Annotated in this window: 16 protein-coding genes; 6 read left to right on the forward strand and 10 right to left on the reverse strand. The window is 64.5% G+C overall.

Annotated features, from left to right (window positions below):
* Positions 1-99: 99 nt before the first annotated feature.
* The 6 genes from OU800_RS08940 to OU800_RS08965 all read right to left on the reverse strand — a co-directional run bounded on the left by OU800_RS08940 (position 100) and on the right by OU800_RS08965 (position 6,356).
* On the reverse strand, positions 100-807 hold the full coding sequence (locus tag OU800_RS08940) for a 4'-phosphopantetheinyl transferase family protein (RefSeq protein ID WP_268183010.1): 708 nt from the start codon (positions 805-807) through the stop codon (positions 100-102).
* Positions 808-1,052: 245 nt separating this feature from the next.
* Complete coding sequence (locus OU800_RS08945) at positions 1,053-2,075, reverse strand: AbrB family transcriptional regulator (RefSeq protein ID WP_268183012.1); 1,023 nt, start codon at positions 2,073-2,075, stop codon at positions 1,053-1,055.
* Positions 2,059-3,579, reverse strand: coding sequence for a tripartite tricarboxylate transporter permease (locus OU800_RS08950; protein WP_268183013.1), 1,521 nt, complete (start codon positions 3,577-3,579; stop codon positions 2,059-2,061). The genes OU800_RS08945 and OU800_RS08950 overlap by 17 nt, the downstream gene beginning before the upstream one ends.
* A gap of 1 nt (position 3,580) precedes the next feature.
* Positions 3,581-4,024 (reverse strand): tripartite tricarboxylate transporter TctB family protein, encoded by a 444-nt coding sequence (locus OU800_RS08955; protein WP_268183015.1) that lies wholly within the window; start codon positions 4,022-4,024, stop codon positions 3,581-3,583.
* A 61-nt stretch (positions 4,025-4,085) separates the two neighbouring features.
* Positions 4,086-5,063, reverse strand: coding sequence for a Bug family tripartite tricarboxylate transporter substrate binding protein (locus OU800_RS08960; protein ID WP_268183017.1), 978 nt, complete (start codon positions 5,061-5,063; stop codon positions 4,086-4,088).
* Between the two features lie 30 nt (positions 5,064-5,093).
* Complete coding sequence (locus OU800_RS08965; protein ID WP_268183020.1) at positions 5,094-6,356, reverse strand: OprD family porin; 1,263 nt, start codon at positions 6,354-6,356, stop codon at positions 5,094-5,096.
* 231 nt (positions 6,357-6,587) lie between these two features.
* On the opposite strand from OU800_RS08965, the gene OU800_RS08970 reads away from it, so the two are divergent.
* Both OU800_RS08970 and OU800_RS08975 read left to right on the forward strand, forming a co-directional pair.
* The gene (locus OU800_RS08970; protein WP_268183022.1) at positions 6,588-7,259 is read left to right on the forward strand and encodes a response regulator; all 672 of its coding nucleotides are present in this window, start codon (positions 6,588-6,590) and stop codon (positions 7,257-7,259) included.
* On the forward strand, positions 7,256-8,656 hold the full coding sequence (locus tag OU800_RS08975) for a sensor histidine kinase (RefSeq protein WP_268183024.1): 1,401 nt from the start codon (positions 7,256-7,258) through the stop codon (positions 8,654-8,656). Before OU800_RS08970 ends, OU800_RS08975 begins: the two co-directional genes overlap by 4 nt.
* Positions 8,657-8,737: 81 nt before the next feature.
* On the opposite strand, the gene OU800_RS08980 is transcribed toward OU800_RS08975, so the two are convergent.
* The 3 genes from OU800_RS08980 to ygfZ form a co-directional block, all read right to left on the reverse strand.
* Positions 8,738-9,493 (reverse strand): substrate-binding periplasmic protein, encoded by a 756-nt coding sequence (locus OU800_RS08980; protein ID WP_268183026.1) that lies wholly within the window; start codon positions 9,491-9,493, stop codon positions 8,738-8,740.
* A gap of 65 nt (positions 9,494-9,558) precedes the next feature.
* Entirely contained in the window at positions 9,559-10,395 is an 837-nt protein-coding gene (locus OU800_RS08985; protein WP_268183028.1) for an HDOD domain-containing protein, read from the reverse strand.
* 46 nt (positions 10,396-10,441) lie between these two features.
* Positions 10,442-11,383, reverse strand: coding sequence for a CAF17-like 4Fe-4S cluster assembly/insertion protein YgfZ (ygfZ, locus tag OU800_RS08990; protein WP_268184248.1), 942 nt, complete (start codon positions 11,381-11,383; stop codon positions 10,442-10,444).
* 184 nt (positions 11,384-11,567) lie between these two features.
* Between ygfZ and OU800_RS08995 the strand changes: the two genes are divergently transcribed.
* Positions 11,568-11,822 (forward strand): FAD assembly factor SdhE, encoded by a 255-nt coding sequence (locus OU800_RS08995; RefSeq protein ID WP_268183030.1) that lies wholly within the window; start codon positions 11,568-11,570, stop codon positions 11,820-11,822.
* A complete protein-coding gene (locus tag OU800_RS09000; protein ID WP_268183033.1) occupies positions 11,806-12,264 on the forward strand; it encodes a protein YgfX in 459 nt (152 codons plus the stop codon). The genes OU800_RS08995 and OU800_RS09000 overlap by 17 nt, the downstream gene beginning before the upstream one ends.
* Here the strand turns inward: OU800_RS09000 and nadB are convergent.
* A complete protein-coding gene (gene nadB / locus OU800_RS09005) occupies positions 12,227-13,855 on the reverse strand; it encodes an L-aspartate oxidase (RefSeq protein WP_268183035.1) in 1,629 nt (542 codons plus the stop codon). The two genes, OU800_RS09000 and nadB, sit on opposite strands and share 38 nt — an antisense overlap.
* Before the next feature lie 369 nt (positions 13,856-14,224).
* Between nadB and rpoE the strand changes: the two genes are divergently transcribed.
* Together rpoE and OU800_RS09015 are read left to right on the forward strand one after the other, a co-directional pair.
* Entirely contained in the window at positions 14,225-14,806 is a 582-nt protein-coding gene (rpoE, locus tag OU800_RS09010; protein WP_268183036.1) for an RNA polymerase sigma factor RpoE, read from the forward strand.
* Positions 14,807-14,836: 30 nt separating this feature from the next.
* Positions 14,837-15,409, forward strand: coding sequence for a sigma-E factor negative regulatory protein (locus OU800_RS09015; RefSeq protein WP_268183038.1), 573 nt, complete (start codon positions 14,837-14,839; stop codon positions 15,407-15,409).
* Positions 15,410-15,424 lie beyond the last annotated feature (15 nt).

The following is a 15,424-nucleotide window of genomic DNA, read 5'->3' on the forward strand; positions in this document are numbered from 1 at the left end:
AGCACCTTGCCCTCGAACAGGGCGAACTGGCCGTCCAGCTCGGTGCCAAGCCGCCATTCGTGGCGCAGATCCGTAGGGTGCGCCGCGCGCACCGCTTATCTATCCGGCCGCCACTGCCACCAGGCTCAGCACCATGCCCTCGAACAGGGCGAACTGGCCGTCCAGCTCGGTGCCATGCCGCCATTCGTGGTTCAGGTCGGTCAGTAGGTGCAGACGTGCGCTGTGTTTGTCGATCTCCAGCAGCTCGGCATCGTGGAAATAGAAGCGCGTCAGGGTCAGCGGGTAAAGGGCCTTGAACAGGCTTTCCTTGAGCGAGAAGGTCAGGCTGATGCGCAGGGCGCGGGTGTCGTCGTCGAGGCCCTGCAGGCGCTGCAACTCGCCCTCGGTGAGGATCTCACCCTGCAGGCGCAGCGCTCGCTCGGCCGGCAGTAGCTGTTCCACGTCCAGGCCGATGCCACGCCACTGCGCCTGATGGGCCACCAGCGCGGCAGCCCAGCCATCGCCATGGGTGATGGAGCCGGCCACACCCTGTGGCCATTGCGGCGCGCGGTCGCTGCCGACCGCCGGCACGCTGGCCTGGCCGGTCAGCCGGCGCAGGGCCTCGCGGGCGCAGAGGCGACCTGCCAGGTATTCGCTCTGACGCTTGGCCACGCCCGGCACCGGCGTGATGCCGCAGCGCTGGAAGTCATCGGCCTGCAGCAGGGCGGGGTCGAAGCGGGTGCTGATCAGGTGGCTGCCAGCCAGTGGGCGGGGCAGCGGGTCATGCGCGTCGAGCGCGGTGCAGCAGGCGGGGTTATGGTCGTTCATGGGCCGGCATTGTGCCGCGACGGGAACTCGCCAGTCATCTGCCGTTTACATTTCTTTGCAGGCGGCAACAAAGATAAACGGACGTTCGTCCCGGCTTTTGTCACACTCATCCGGCATTCAGAAAGAATGCAGGTGAGGTTGTAGCGGGTGCCCTGCACCGGCTTTTTCTCCAGGTTCGAGAACGGTAGTCCGATTGGGCTGCCGTTTTTTTTGCGGCATCAAAAAAAGAGCCCGCACGAGGCGGGCTAAACGTGGTTCTTGCACCAGAGCTTGAATAAGGGTTCGGCGAGAAACATCACCAGGAACAATCGCAGCACCTGCAACGCGGTGACCAGTGCCACAGACAATTGCAGGGCCTCGGCGGTCAGGCACAGCTCGGTGATGCCGCCGGGCATCATGCCCAGCATCAGCGACAGATGATCCTCGCCGGCCAGCCAGCCCAGCGCTTCGCCGAGCAGGGCGGCGGTGAGCATGGCCAGCAGGGTGAAGGCCAGCACGCGGGCGAGAAAGCCCGGCGCGCTGCGGAAGAAGGCGCGGTCGAAGTGGCAGCCCAGGGCGCAGCCGATCAACCACTGGCCGAACTGGCCCAGGCCTGCTGGCAGCCCCAGGTGCAGGTCGAAGGCGGCACTGGCCACGGCGCAGACGGTCAGCGGGCCGAGCATCCAGGGGTTGGGTTGTTTCAGGCGGCCCCACAGCATCGCCAGCACGGCGCCGGCCGCCAGCAACACGGCGAGCCACGCCCAGTCCACGGGGGCGCGCGTCGGCGCGGGAACGTCCGGCAGGCTCCAGGTGAAGATGGCCGGAATCAACAGCACCACCAGCAGCAGGCGTAGGCTGTGCGCGGCGGCCACCCGGGCCGGTTGCGCGTCGTGGCGCAGCGCCAGGTTGACCATCTCGCTGGCGCCACCGGGCATGCTGGCGAAGAAGGCCGTGGCGCGGTCGACGCCGGCACGGCGCAGGATGGCAATGCCGATCAGGCTGAGCAGGGTGGTGCCGATGGCACCCATGACGATCACCGGGAAATGACTGATGACCTGTTCCAGCACTTCGCTGGTGAAGTGCAAGCCGATGCCGCTGGCCACCAGCCATTGGCCGGCCTTGCGCCCGCCCGGCAGTTCACTGAAGGCGCGGTTGGCCAGGCAGCGCACGAGGATCACCGCCAGCAAGGAACCGACCATCCACGGCAAAGGCCAGCCGGCAAGGCTGGCCAGGTAACCGCCGACCGCTCCGGTCAGCGGCGTTACCCACAGGTCACGCGGTAGCGGCATCAGCCTGTGCCTTGCGTTGCTTGCGCCGACGCATCCAGCGGATGCCCGGCAGGGCCAGCATCAGTACGGTCAGACCCCACAGCGCCAGGGTGATCGGGCTGCTCCAGAGGATCGACAGCTCACCAGCGGAGATCGACAGGGCGCGGCGCAGGTTGTCTTCCATCATCTCGCCGAGGACGAAGCCGAGGATCAGCGAGGACAGCGGGAAGTCCAGCTTGCGCAGGATGTAGCCGAACACGCCAAGCAGTACCATCAGCACCAGGTCGAAGGTGGTGCTATGCACGGCATACACGCCTACCAGGCTGACGGCGGTGATGGCCGGCACCAGAATCCAGTTCGGCACGGCGAGCATGCGCGAGAACAGGCCGACCAGCGGAATGTTCATCACCAGCAGGATGATGTTGCCGATGAACAGCGAGGCGATCAGGCCCCAGACCACATCCGGTTGCTGCTCGAACAGCAGCGGGCCCGGGGTGATGTTGTACAGGGTCAGGGCGCCGATCATCACCGCGGTGGTGCCCGAGCCGGGTACACCGAGGGTCAGCATGGGGATCAGCGAGCCGCACGCCGAGGCGTTGTTGGCGGCTTCTGGCGCGGCCAGGCCACGCAGGTCACCCTCGCCGAAGCGGCCCTTGTCGCCGGCCATGCGCTTTTCGGTCATGTAGGTCATGGCACTGGCGATGGTGGCGCCGGCACCCGGCAGGGTGCCGATGACGAAACCGGTCAGGGCGCTGCGGATCATGGTCCAGAAGGCGAAGCAGAATTCCTTGAAGTTGAACAGCAGACGACCGCTGGCCTTCACCGCTGCCTGACCGGTGTGGGTCTTCTCCAGCATCAGGAGGATTTCGCTGACGCTGAACAGGCCGATCACCACGATGACGAACTGGATGCCGTCGGACAGGCTGACGCTGTCGAAGGTGAAGCGGTATACGCCGGTGGTCGAGTCCACGCCGACGGTGGCCAGGGCCAGGCCGATCAGCGCCGACATCAGGGTCTTGACCGGCTTGTCGCCGACCATGCCGCCGAGGCAGGCGATGGCGAAGACCATCAGCACGAAGTATTCGGCCGGGCCGAAGGCTACCGCCCATTTCGCCAGCAATGGGGCGAACAGCACCACGCCGCAGGTGGCGATCATGCTGCCGATGAAGGAGCTGACTGCGGACAGCGACAGGGCGATGCCGGCCTTGCCCTGACGTGCCAGCGGGTAGCCGTCGAGGGTGGTCATGATGGCTGCGGCGTCGCCCGGCACGTTGAGCAGGATGGCGGAAATACGGCCACCGTATTCGCAACCCAGGTACACGGCGGCGAGCAGGATCAGCGCGGTTTCCGGTGGCAGGCCGAGGGCGAAGGCCAGCGGCAGCAGCAGCGCCACGCCATTGATCGGGCCCAGGCCCGGCAGCAGGCCGACCACGGTGCCGACGAAAGCGCCGAACAGCGCCACCAGCAGGTTCTGCGGCTGCGTGGCGACGCCAAAGCCCTGCATGAGGAAGTTAAGGGTTTCCATTTCAGCTCTCCACGAAGGCTTCAAGCAGGCCGAGCGGCAGGGGCACGTCCAGCAGCAGATCGAACAATACGTACAGCAACACGCCCATCAGCACAGCGCTGATCAGGCAGGGAACGAGGCGGCCGGTGAACAGCAGACCGAGCAGGAAGGTCGACAGGGCCGTGCTGAGTACGAAGCCGAGGGGCTCGAAGGTCAGCGCATAGACCAGCAGCACGGCGATGCACAGGGCGCTGCGTAGGGCGGTGGGAATATCCAGGCGTTGATCGAGCATGCCGGGCTTGAACACCAGCCACAGGCTGCCGGCGCCCATCAGGCCGAGCAGCAGCAATGGGTAAGCGCGCGGGCCGACCGGGTCGTAGGCGAAGGGGGCCTGGAAGCCCCAGGCGACGACAGCGAGCCAGGCGCACAGCAGCAACCAGATCGCGGAGAACAGGCGGACGTACATGGAGATTTACCTCAAGGGCTGCGGCCGCCAGAGGGCGGCCGAGCACGGGTTGCGCTGAGTGTTACTGGATCAGACCGAACTCGCCGGCCAGGGCCTTGTAGTCCTGCACTTGCTTGTGCACGAAGGCGTCCAGTTCTTCACCGGTCATCGACAGCGGGAACAGGTCACGCTGTTCGCGCAGGGTGGCGAAGTCGTCGCGGGCCAGCATCTTGTCGAACTGGCCTTTCCACCAGTTGAAGTCTTCGTCGGGTACTTCCGGGCCCATGTAGAAGCCACGGATCACCGGCCAGCTGATGTCGAAGCCCTGTTCCTTGGCGGTGGGGATGTTGGACAGCTTGCCCGGCAGGCGCTCGTCGGACAGCACGGCGAGGATGCGCACCTTGCCGGCAGCCAGTTGCGGGGTCACTTCACCGAGGCCGCTGGAGGTCACCTGGACGTGGTTGCCGAGCATGGCGGTGAGGGTTTCACCACCGCCCTCGAAGGCGACGTAGCGCAGGTTCTTCGGGTCGATGCCGGCAGCACGGGCGATCAGCGCGGTTTGCATCCAGTCCTGGCCACCGATGGTGGCGCCGGCGCCGAATACCACGCTGCTCGGGTCTTTCTTCAGCGCATCGACCAGGTCGTTGAGGGTCTTCCAGGGCGCGTCTTCACGCACGGTGATGGCGCCGTAGTCGGTGCCGATGGCCGCCAGCCAGCGCACGGCATTTTCGTCGTAGCGACCGAACTTGCCCTGAGCCAGGTTGAGCAGCGAGCCCGAGGAGAAGGCGGTGATGGTGCCCGGATCCTTGGCGCGCTGAGCAACCACGGCGTTGTAGGCCACGGCGCCGACGCCGCCCGGCATGTAGGTGACGCGCATCGGCGCCTTGAGCAGGCCGCTGTCCTTCAGGCCGCTCTGGGCCAGCTTGCAGGTCAGGTCGAAACCACCACCGGGCTTGGCCGGGGCGATGCACTCGGGGCGCTTGGGCTCGGCGGCCAGCAGTTGGCCGGCGAAGGCCAGGCAGGCAGTCGCCAATGCGGCGCGGGTCAGCATGGATTTCATGTTTTCAGTCCTCGCAGGGCTTGTTGTTGTTTACCAGATCGGCAGGGTGTAGCCGACGATGATGCGGTTCTCGTCCGCGTCGCGGGCGAAGTCCGAACGGAAGCTGGCGTTGCGTACGCGCACGTAGAGATCCTTGAGCGGGCCGTTCTGCACCACGTATTTGAACTCGATGTCGCGTTCCCATTCGCCACCACGATCATCGCTGCCGGCAATCTGCGCATCGTCGCCGCGGATGTAGCGGGTCATGAAGGTCAGGCCGGGCACGCCAACGCTGGCGAAGTTGTAGTCGTAACGGGCTTGCCAGGAGCGCTCGTCGGCGTTGGCGAAGTCGTTGATCTGCACGAAGTTGACCAGGAAGGGGTCGCTGCCGTCGATGTAGGCGTAGCCGGTGTCGCCGCCCATTTTCTGGAAGCCCAGGCCGAACTTGTGGCTGCCCAGGCCGTAGCTGAGCATGGCGTTGAAGGCCTGGTTGTCCACCTTGCCGGCGTTCGCTGCACCGCTGTCGCGGCTGACGATATAGCGCACATCGCTGTTCAGGGTGCCAGTGCCGAGCTGGTGGCTGGTGAGCAGGCCGAAGAAGTGCTGGTTGTAGATGTCGTCGAGGTCGGCGAAGTAGTAGCGGCCGGTGATGCCCTTGGCGAACTGGTAGTCCAGGCCGGCCAGGTCGAGGTGGTCGGCTTCGACACCGCCGGCGAAGCGGCGGTTCTTGCTGTTGAGCAGCATCTTCTCGGAGTTGGTCGAAGCACGGTCGATCACCTTGTCCAGGCGACCGCCGGTGAAGGTCAGGCCTTGGAGTTCGGAGGAGGTCAGCAGGCCGCCCTCGAATACCTGCGGCAGCAGGCGGCTGTCGCTGGCCTTGACCACCGGCAGCTCCGGCACGTGCGAGCCGTAGCGCAGTTCGGTGGCGGAAATCTTCACCTTGGCGGTGGCGCTCAGGCGGCTGAATTCGTCGGGGGTGCCACCATCGTCCTGCACGGGCAGCAGGTCGGTGCCAGCGCGTTTCTTGTCCGAGTCGAGCTTGATCCCCAGCAAGCCCATGGCATCCAGGCCGAAGCCCACGGTGCCTTCGGTGTAGCCGGATTTCATGTCCAGCCACAGACCCTGGCCCCATTCTTCGCGCTTGTTCTGGCCGTCGAACTGGCGGAAGTCACGATTGAGGTAGATGTTGGTGGCAGTGAGGCTGGCGCTGCTGTCTTCGATGAAGGCGGCGTTGGCCAGGGAGGAGGTAGTGGCGGCAATGGCCAGGCAAAGCAGACGTACAGGCGGCAGGGCCTGACGAGAGGCATGCAACATGGTGTGGTGTCTCCGGTTCTTGTTCTTGTTGCGTATTCGCACCACTGCGATCACGCTCAGGCAGGTGGTTCGAGCCACCTTCTGGCGATGCTAAGAGGGCAAGCTTTCAACAGCCTTTCAGTTGCGCAAGTTTTTTCCGTTTGTTTCGTGCTCTGGCATTTGGGCGATTCACAGCGCCTCGCCTGGCGCTAAACTGCGCGCCTTGAACGAGCGAGTGGTGGGAGAGAAAGCGTGCGGATTCTGCTGGTCGAAGACCATCCGCAGTTGGCGGAAAGCGTCGCCCTGGCGCTGAAAGGGGCCGGTTGGACGGTGGACGTGCTGCATGACGGCGTGGCTGCCGATCTGGCCCTGTCCAGTGAGGAGTATGCGCTGGCGATCCTCGACATCGGTTTGCCGCGCCTCGATGGCTTTGCCGTGCTGGCACGCCTGCGCGACCGCGGTCAGACCCTGCCGGTGCTGATGCTGACGGCGCGTGGCGAGGTCAAGGACAGGGTGCATGGCCTCAACCTGGGCGCCGACGACTATCTGGCCAAGCCTTTCGAGCTGTCCGAGCTGGAGGCGCGGGTCAAGGCGCTACTGAGGCGCAGCGTGCTCGGTGGCGAGCAGGTGCAGCGCTGTGGCGCGCTGGCTTATGACCTGGGGGTACGTCGCTTCACCCTCGATGGCGAGATGCTCAGCCTTACTGCCCGCGAGCAGGCGGTACTGGAGGCGCTCATCGCCCGGCCTGGGCGGGTGATGAGCAAGGAACAACTGGCGGCGCAGGTATTCGGCCTGGATGAGGAAGCCAGCCCCGATGCCATCGAGATCTACGTGCACCGCCTGCGCAAGAAGCTCGAGGGTGGTGCGGTGCGCATCGTCACCTTCCGCGGCCTGGGCTATCTGCTCGAAGCGGTCGACGCATGATACGCGGTGGCAGCCTGCGCGGCCGTCTGCTGCGGCGCCTGGCGGTGCTGCTCGGGGGGATCATGCTGGTCAGCGCCTGGAGCGCCTACTGGAGCGCCCGGCAGGCCGCCGACACCGCCTATGACCGCACCCTGCTGGCCTCGGCGCGTGCCGTGGCCGATGGCCTGTATGCCGACGGCGGCAAGCTCAAGGCCAGCGTGCCTTACGTGGCACTGGATACTTTCGCCTACGACAGTGCCGGGCGTATCTATTACCAGGTGATCGACCCGCAGGGACAACAGCTTTCCGGCTACGAGGATCTACCACCCACGCCGCCCGGCACTCCGCGCACCAATGACTATCCGGCGCTGGCCCACTTCTACGATGCGCTCTACCGCGGTCAGGGCGTGCGCGTGGTCAGCCTGCTGCAGCCAATCAGCGAGCCGCAGATCAGTGGCATTGCCGAGATCCGTGTGGCCGAGACCCAGGGCGCGCGTGAGCGCATGGCGCGCGAGCTGCTGGTCGGTACGCTGTGGCGCATGGGTTTGCTTTCGGTGAGTGCGCTGCTGTTGGTATGGGTGGCGATCAACCTGGCGCTGCGCCCGCTGGAGCCACTGCGCCGGGCAGTGGCCGAGCGGGCCAGCGATGATCTGCGGCCCTTGCCCGATGCTGGCATGCCGCGCGAGGTGATGCCCCTGGTGGAGGCGTTGAATCAGTTCAACGAACGCCTGCGTGGCCTGTTCGAGCGTCAGTCGGCCTTCATCGCCGATGCCGCCCATGAGCTGCGCACGCCGCTGGCAGCGCTCAAGGCGCGCATTGCCCTGGGGTTGCGTGCGCAGCAAGCAGAGGATTGGCGGGCGACCCTGGAGCAGGCCGCCGAGCAGAGCGACCGCCTGACCCAGCTCGCCAACCAGTTGCTGTCCCTGGCGCGCATCGAGAGTGGGGCGCGGGCCATCGCCGAGGGCGGCGCGCAACATATTGATCTCAGCCAGCTGGCGCGTGAGCTGGGCATGGCCCTGGCGCCGCTGGCGCATGCCCAGGGCGTTGCCCTGGCACTGGAGGCCGAGGAGTCGGTATGGGTCGATGGCGAGCCGATGCTGCTCAACGAGTTGCTCAACAACCTCATCGACAATGCTCTGGCGCATACCCCCGTGGGTGGCAACCTGGTTCTGCGCGTGTTGGCGCCTGCCGTACTGGAGGTCGAGGACGACGGCCCGGGTATTCCGAGCGAGGAACACGACAAGGTGTTCGAGCGTTTCTATCGGCGCGGTGCGCAGGGCGGTGGTGCCGGCCTGGGGCTGGCCATCGTCGGCGAGATCTGCCGAGCTCATCAGGCGCGCATCAGTCTGCATCAGGTGGTGCCGCACGGCTTGCGGGTGCGGGTCGAATTTCCCCCGTCATCAGGGGCCGAGTCTTAGCAGGCCGTTGAAAAACTACCTCGGCTTTGGCTTCCAGCGTCGCTCTACCTCCTGCATCCCTGCAGTCGTTGCCTACGTTTTTCAACGGCCTGTCAGCGGCTGCTTGATCTCCATCAGGTAGCGGGCAATCTTGCCACTGCGGCGCAACTGCGCCAGCCCATGGTTGAAGCGCGCCATGCGTTCGGCGTTGCCGGGCACGCGGCGCGAGAGCAGCAGGTGCAGGCTGTCACTGCGCAGAGGCTGCGGGTGAAAGCTCAGGCGTTGCACGTCGGCGCTGTCGAAGCGATGGTAGAGCAGGTCGTAGGCGACCACCTTGTCCAGTGCAAAGAGATCGATGCGTCCGGCCAGCAGTTGCCGCAACCCCTGTTCGTCACTATTGACATAGCTGACCTGCAAATCACCGACCGCCTCGGCGTTGCGAAAGGCCTCGCCGTAGTCGTAGCCGCGTGTGGCGGCAATGCGCAGCCCACGCAGATCCTGGGCGTCGCGCCAGTCGAAGGGGCGTTCCTTGAGGTGGAAGAGCTGGTAGTGGGTTTCGATCACCGGGTCGCTGACGTAGAAGCGTTCTTCGCGCTCCTGGCTCGGTAGCCAGACAGCGCTGCCGTCACGCTGGCCGTCGGCGGCCATCTTCAGCGAGCGTGCCCAGGGGTGGAATTCCCATTGCACTTCGATGCCTTCGAGGGCGAAGGCCTCGGCGACGATGCGCGAGGCGATGCCCTTGTGGGGCAGCTCGGCGCCGAGGTAGGGCGGCCATTGGCCGTTGGTCAGGCGGATACTCTCGGCAGCCTGGGCACTGGCGAACGACAGAAGCATGAGCAGAACGAGCAAGCGGTGCATGGCGCTACATCCCTGAGCGATGTCGTTCGAGTGTAGAACTGCTTCGCCAGCCTTGACCAATGTCTTTATTGCAGCATGCCCATGGCCGCTTCCATGGCGGCGGAAAGGTCTTCGTCGGCCTGCATGTCGACGTTCGGGTCGAGGCCGAGTTTGCTGAAGGCGGGGATCTTGCTCCAGTCCAGCAGGGTGTAGGGGTGTTCGCTGCCCAGGTAGCTCTGCAGGGTGGCGACCTGGACGATGTCGACGTAGTCCGCCTTGGCCGAATCACGGCTGAAGTCCAGATACTGGCTCGGCACCAGCGCGATGGGCTCAGGGAACTCCCAGGTGCGCAGGATCTTGTCGCCGATGATCGGGTGAATCTGCTCGATGACGTGGTTGAGGCTGATGGAATCGGCCAGCAACTCGTTGTGCTCCTCGGCATAGGTGAGGATCGGCAGCACGCCGATCTGGTGCACCAGGCCGGCGAGGGTGGCCTGATCCGGCATCAGGCGGGTGTAGTGGCGGCACAGGACATGGCAGATGCCGGCGATCTCGGTGCTCTTGTTCCACACTTCACGCATCTTGCGGTCGACCACGTCGCTGGTGGCCTGGAACATCTGCTCCATGGCCAGGCCGGTGGCCAGGTTGCAGGTGTAGTTGATGCCTAGGCGGCTGACTGCCATCTGCAGGTCGGTGATTTCCTTGCTGCTGCGCAGCAGCGGGCTGTTGACCACCTTGATGATGCGTGCGGTCAGGGCGGCGTCGTTGCCGATCACCTTGCTGATCTGCGGGATGCCCACGTCCGGATCCTCAGCCGCTTCACGCACCTTCAGGGCTACCTCAGGCAAGGTGGGCAGTACCAGCTCATCGTTCTCGATGGCGTAGATCAGTTCCTGTTGAACTTTTTCGGCAAGCTTGCTCATTCACGGGCTCTCTTAGGCGAACCGATAGGGCGCCAGGGAAGTGTAGTCAGCGCTGGATTTCCTTGTCGGCGTCCAGCTCGTAGGGCAGATCGAGGAGGGTCAGGCGTGGGCCGTCATTCGCACCGAGGTGGATGCGGCCATCGTTAACAGCATCTTCCTGCAGCACGGCGAGCAGTTCCACCTCGTCGTCGCTGCGCGCCGCCAGCACCACTTCGCCGACACTGGAGCCGTGCACCGGCGAGAACAGCTCGCTGGCGATGGCAGGCACCTCGCTGCCTGGCAGGGCGAGGCGCTGCAGGCGACGCTTGAGCTTGCCCAGGTACTGCATGCGCGCGACGATTTCCTGGCCGGTGTAGCAGCCTTTCTTGAAGCTTACGCCGCCCAGGGCCTGCAGATTGATCATCTGCGGGATGAACAGCTCGCGGGTGGCACCGAAGACCTGGCCGATGCCGGCGCGAATCTGCGCCAGCAGCCAGGCGTTGAGCGGCGCCTGTGGTAGATGGGCGGCGAGGTGGGCCTGTACCTGCGCTGCGGTGTCGGCCGGTGCCCAGAGTTCGGCGCGGCCATCGCTCAAACGTATCCCAAGGAATTGCCCGGCACCGGCCAGCGAGTCACTGGCAGCGCCCAGGTGCAGGCCGAGCTCGCTTAGCGCGGTGTCAGCGCCGGCCAGGCCAAAGCGAACCCAGGCGGCGCTTTCATCGCTGAGCCTGGATTTGGAGAACACGGCGTACTTCTGCAGGTCGGCTTGCTGCGACTCGATCAGCTCACGGGCCATGGCCAGCAGGTAGCCGTCTTCCACCGGCACGATGCGAAAGCTCGACAGCATGCGGCCCTTCGCTGTGCAGCGGGCGCCGAGGCTGGACTGGCTGGCGGACAGGTAGTTGAGGTTGCAGGTCAACTGGCCTTGCAGGAACTTGGCGGCATCGGCGCCGCGCACGGCCAGCAGGCCTTCGTGGTCGAGGAGGGTGAAATACGCGCTATCGGCCATGGTGTACATCGAATCGCTGGAGAGAATCAGGGGGCTCATCATAAGAGCAGCCGCAAGCCTCAAGCTACAAGCTTCAAGCAAAAGCGTGGAAAAAGCCCGGCATCTTCAACTTGCGGCTTGCGGGGGGCGGCCATCCGTCTTGCAGCTACTGTTATACTGCGCCCTCGTTCTAGGAGTGCGTTGCATGATCGAGCAAAGTGAATTGAATCGCCTGTTCTGGCATAGCCGTCGCGGCATGCTGGAGCTGGATGTGTTGCTGGTGCCTTTCGTTCAGGAGGTCTATCCGGGCCTGGATGCCGAGAATCAGGCGCGCTACCGCAAGCTGCTGGAGTGCGAGGATCAGGACATGTTCGGCTGGTTCATGCAGCGTGGCGAGCCCGAGGATGCCGACCTGCGCCAGATCGTGCGCATGATCCTGGATCGTGTCCAACCCAAGTGATGCCTTCGAGTGCCGTTGGCAGCCATCCCGTGCGCTGCTGAGGCTCTACCTGGTCGTCCTGGCGCTGGCTGTGCTGGCGCCCTGGCTGGCGGCCATCCCCCTCTGGTGCCAATGGCTGGTTTGCCTGGCCTGTCTGGCCCATGCCGTCTGGGTCTTGCCGCGGCAGATCCTGCTGTCTTCACCTGCAGCCTTTTGCGGTTTGCGCCGTGAGGCCGAGGGCTGGCAGCTCTGGTCGCGTGGTGCCGGCTGGCAGGCGGTGCAGTTGCGCCCCGATAGTCTGGCCTTGCCGCTGGTGGTGGTGCTGCGTTTTCGCCTGGCAGGCGAGCGCGTCACGCGCAGCCTGTGCATCCCTTTTGACGCCCTGGCGCCCGAGCAGCATCGACGCCTGCGTTTGCGCCTGAAATTCAGCCGTCGTCGCTGGGCTGCCCCACAGCTGGGGTGAGGATGGTGTCGCGCGCCTCGGGCAGTAGTTCGGGATAATCCAGGGTGTAGTGCAGCCCTCGCGATTCCTTGCGCTCCATGGCCGAGCGGATCATCAGTTCGGCGACCTGAGCCAGGTTGCGTAGCTCGATCAGGTCGCGGCTGACCTTGTAATTGCTGTAGAACTCGTCGATCTCGTCCAGCAGCAGGCGCACGCGGTGCTGGGCGCGCTGCAGGCGCTTGTTGGTGCGCACGATGCCCACGTAGTCCCACATGAAGCGGCGCAGCTCGTCCCAGTTGTGGGCGATGATCACGTCTTCGTCGGAGTCGGTCACCTGGCTGGCATCCCAGCAGGGCAGGTTGCTGGGCATGGTGATGGTGGTCAGTTGCTGAACTATGTCGGCGCAGGCCGAGCGCGCATAGACGAAGCACTCGAGCAGGGAGTTGCTGGCCATGCGGTTGGCGCCGTGCAGGCCGGTGAAGCTGGTTTCGCCGATGGCATAGAGGCCGGGCACGTCGGTGCGCCCGTGCTGATCCACCACCACGCCGCCGCAGGTGTAGTGCGCCGCGGGCACCACCGGGATGGGCTGCTTGGTGATGTCGATGCCGAAGCCCAGGCAGCGCTCATAAACGGTGGGGAAGTGGCTCTTGATGAATTCGGCTGGCTTGTGGCTGATGTCCAGATATACGCAGTCGATCCCCAGGCGCTTCATCTCGTGGTCGATGGCGCGGGCGACGATATCGCGTGGAGCCAGTTCGGCGCGGGCATCGAAACGCTGCATGAAGCGTTCGCCGTTGGGCAGCCTGAGCAGGCCGCCTTCGCCGCGTACCGCTTCGGTGATCAGGAAGCTCTTGGCCTGAGGGTGATACAGGCAGGTGGGATGGAACTGGTTGAACTCCAGGTTGCCCACCCGGCAGCCGGCGCGCCAGGCCATGGCGATGCCGTCGCCGCAGGCGCCGTCGGGGTTGCTGGTATAGAGGTAGACCTTGGCCGCGCCGCCGGTGGCGAGAACCACGAAGCGGGCGGCGAAGGTGTCCACTTCGCCGCAGGCGCGATCCAGTACATAGGCGCCCAGGCAACGGTCGCCATCCAGGCCGAGCTTGCGTTCGGTGATCAGATCCACCGCGACCCGTTGCTCCAGCAGCTCGATGTTGGGTCGCTGGCGCGCCTGTTCCAGCAGGGTGTTGAAGATCGCCGCGCCGGTGGCATCGGCGGCGTGGATGATGCGCCGATGGCTGTGGCCGCCCTCGCGGGTCAGGTGAAACTCGAAACCACCGTCCTCGCGTGCGGTCTCATCGTCGCGCGTGAAGGGTACGCCCTGGTCGATCAGCCACTGGATGGCTTCGCGACTGCGCTCCACGGTGAAGCGCACGGCTTCCTCGCGGCACAGGCCTGCGCCGGCGTTGAGCGTGTCAGCGACATGGGATTCGACCGTGTCGGTGTCATCCAGTACGGCGGCCACACCGCCCTGTGCCCAGTAGGTCGAACCATTGGCCAGAGTGCCTTTGCTCAGCACTGCGATGCGCAACTCGGCAGGCAGGGTGAGGGCGAGGGTAAGGCCGGCGGCACCGCTGCCGATGACCAGAACGTCATGCTGGAAGTGTTGGCTCATGGATCCATTCCGCGTGGAAGCGGGGCCTAGTATATAGAGCAGGGCAGCGGCACAATAGCCGGCTTATGACCGACCGCTGGGGTCGGGAACTTTTTTAGTCGCTAAGGTTCCAAACCAGGTCGCTCATAGAACAAAGAGCGCGTTTGCGTGTGCCTGCATCGGCTAGCTGGATGGATGCAGAAATTAGCAGCGATACGATTATTTGCGCAGCCGGAAAAGGGTTCCGCTTGCGCCTTTCCGCGCAGAGAACAACTCACTCTGCGGGAAGCTTGCTTGGAGGGGAGAACTTTTGTCTAAGGCCCGAGTCTATGGAGACAAGCTGATTGGCTTGCGGGTGCCAGCCCCCTCTGAGCTTCATGAGGAGAGTGCATGCTAACCCAGGAAGATGATCAGCAACTGGTCGAACGAGTGCAGCGTGGTGACAAGCGTGCCTTCGATCTGTTGGTGTTGAAGTATCAGCACAAGATCCTTGGCTTGATCGTGCGTTTCGTGCACGACACTCACGAGGCTCAGGATGTCGCTCAGGAGGCCTTCGTAAAGGCGTACCGGGCGCTTGGAAACTTTCGCGGTGACAGCGCGTTCTATACATGGCTGTACCGCATCGCCATCAATACGGCGAAGAACTATCTGGTGTCCCGCGGTCGGCGGCCGCCAGATAGCGATGTGAGCAGCGATGACGCGGAATTCTACGACGGCGACCATGCCCTCAAGGATATCGAGTCACCTGAGCGGGCCATGCTGCGCGACGAGATCGAAGCCACCGTGCATCGAACCATTGCCCAGTTACCGGATGATTTGCGAACGGCACTGACTTTACGTGAATTTGAAGGTCTTAGTTATGAGGACATTGCCAGTGTCATGCAGTGTCCGGTCGGTACCGTGCGGTCGCGGATTTTCCGGGCGCGCGAAGCCATAGATAAGTCCCTGCAACCCCTGTTGCAGGAAGCTTGAGGCAGCGGCGACAGCCAAGAGAGGAACACCATGAGTCGTGAAACCCTGCAGCAATCGCTGTCCGCGGTGATGGATAACGAAGCGGATGAATTGGAACTTCGGCGTGTGCTCGCCGCCAGTGAGGACGGCGAGCTGCGCGGTACCTGGGCGCGTTATCAGGTAGCGCGTGCCGCCATGCACAAGGAATTGCTGGTTCCGCAATTGGACATCGCCGCAGCCGTGTCTGCCGCTCTGGCCGATGAAGCCGTGCCGGTGCGCAAGTCGTCCCTGTGGCGCAACGTGGGCCGTGTCGCAGTTGCGGCTTCGGTGACCGTCGCTGTGTTGGCAGGCGTACGTCTGTACAATCAGGACGAGTTGACTGGCGGCCAGGTGGCTCAGCAGAGTGCTGCGCCTGCGCTGGTTCAGCCGCAAGTGCAAGGCCCTGCGCTGCTGGCCGGTTACACCACCGAGGAGCCTGTGGTCGAGGCCAGCGAGATGGGCTCTGCTAGCTGGCATGAACAGCGTCTGCCGTCCTACCTGCGTCAGCATGCGCAACAAGCGGCAATGGGCGCGGGTGAAACCGCACTGCCCTATGCACGCGCTGCCAGTCTGGAAAATCGCTAACCGCTAAGGAATCAC

It is taken from the genome of Pseudomonas sp. GOM7 (assembly GCF_026723825.1).
GTDB lineage: Bacteria > Pseudomonadota > Gammaproteobacteria > Pseudomonadales > Pseudomonadaceae > Aquipseudomonas.

What these genes read in the sequence shown, in the direction of transcription:
- OU800_RS08955 (WP_268183015.1), bottom strand. Translation starts at nt 4,024, where the DNA reads ATGTACGTCCGCCTGTTCTCCGCGATCTGGTTGCTGCTGTGCGCCTGG.
- OU800_RS08975 (WP_268183024.1), top strand. Translation starts at nt 7,256, where the DNA reads ATGATACGCGGTGGCAGCCTGCGCGGCCGTCTGCTGCGGCGCCTGGCG.
- OU800_RS08985 (WP_268183028.1), bottom strand. Translation starts at nt 10,395, where the DNA reads ATGAGCAAGCTTGCCGAAAAAGTTCAACAGGAACTGATCTACGCCATC.
- OU800_RS08960 (WP_268183017.1), bottom strand. Translation starts at nt 5,063, where the DNA reads ATGAAATCCATGCTGACCCGCGCCGCATTGGCGACTGCCTGCCTGGCC.
- OU800_RS08940 (WP_268183010.1), bottom strand. Translation starts at nt 807, where the DNA reads ATGAACGACCATAACCCCGCCTGCTGCACCGCGCTCGACGCGCATGAC.
- OU800_RS08945 (WP_268183012.1), bottom strand. Translation starts at nt 2,075, where the DNA reads ATGCCGCTACCGCGTGACCTGTGGGTAACGCCGCTGACCGGAGCGGTC.
- OU800_RS08965 (WP_268183020.1), bottom strand. Translation starts at nt 6,356, where the DNA reads ATGTTGCATGCCTCTCGTCAGGCCCTGCCGCCTGTACGTCTGCTTTGC.
- ygfZ (WP_268184248.1), bottom strand. Translation starts at nt 11,383, where the DNA reads ATGGCCGATAGCGCGTATTTCACCCTCCTCGACCACGAAGGCCTGCTG.
- OU800_RS08950 (WP_268183013.1), bottom strand. Translation starts at nt 3,579, where the DNA reads ATGGAAACCCTTAACTTCCTCATGCAGGGCTTTGGCGTCGCCACGCAG.
- OU800_RS09015 (WP_268183038.1), top strand. Translation starts at nt 14,837, where the DNA reads ATGAGTCGTGAAACCCTGCAGCAATCGCTGTCCGCGGTGATGGATAAC.
- nadB (WP_268183035.1), bottom strand. Translation starts at nt 13,855, where the DNA reads ATGAGCCAACACTTCCAGCATGACGTTCTGGTCATCGGCAGCGGTGCC.
- rpoE (WP_268183036.1), top strand. Translation starts at nt 14,225, where the DNA reads ATGCTAACCCAGGAAGATGATCAGCAACTGGTCGAACGAGTGCAGCGT.
- OU800_RS08980 (WP_268183026.1), bottom strand. Translation starts at nt 9,493, where the DNA reads ATGCACCGCTTGCTCGTTCTGCTCATGCTTCTGTCGTTCGCCAGTGCC.
- OU800_RS08995 (WP_268183030.1), top strand. Translation starts at nt 11,568, where the DNA reads ATGATCGAGCAAAGTGAATTGAATCGCCTGTTCTGGCATAGCCGTCGC.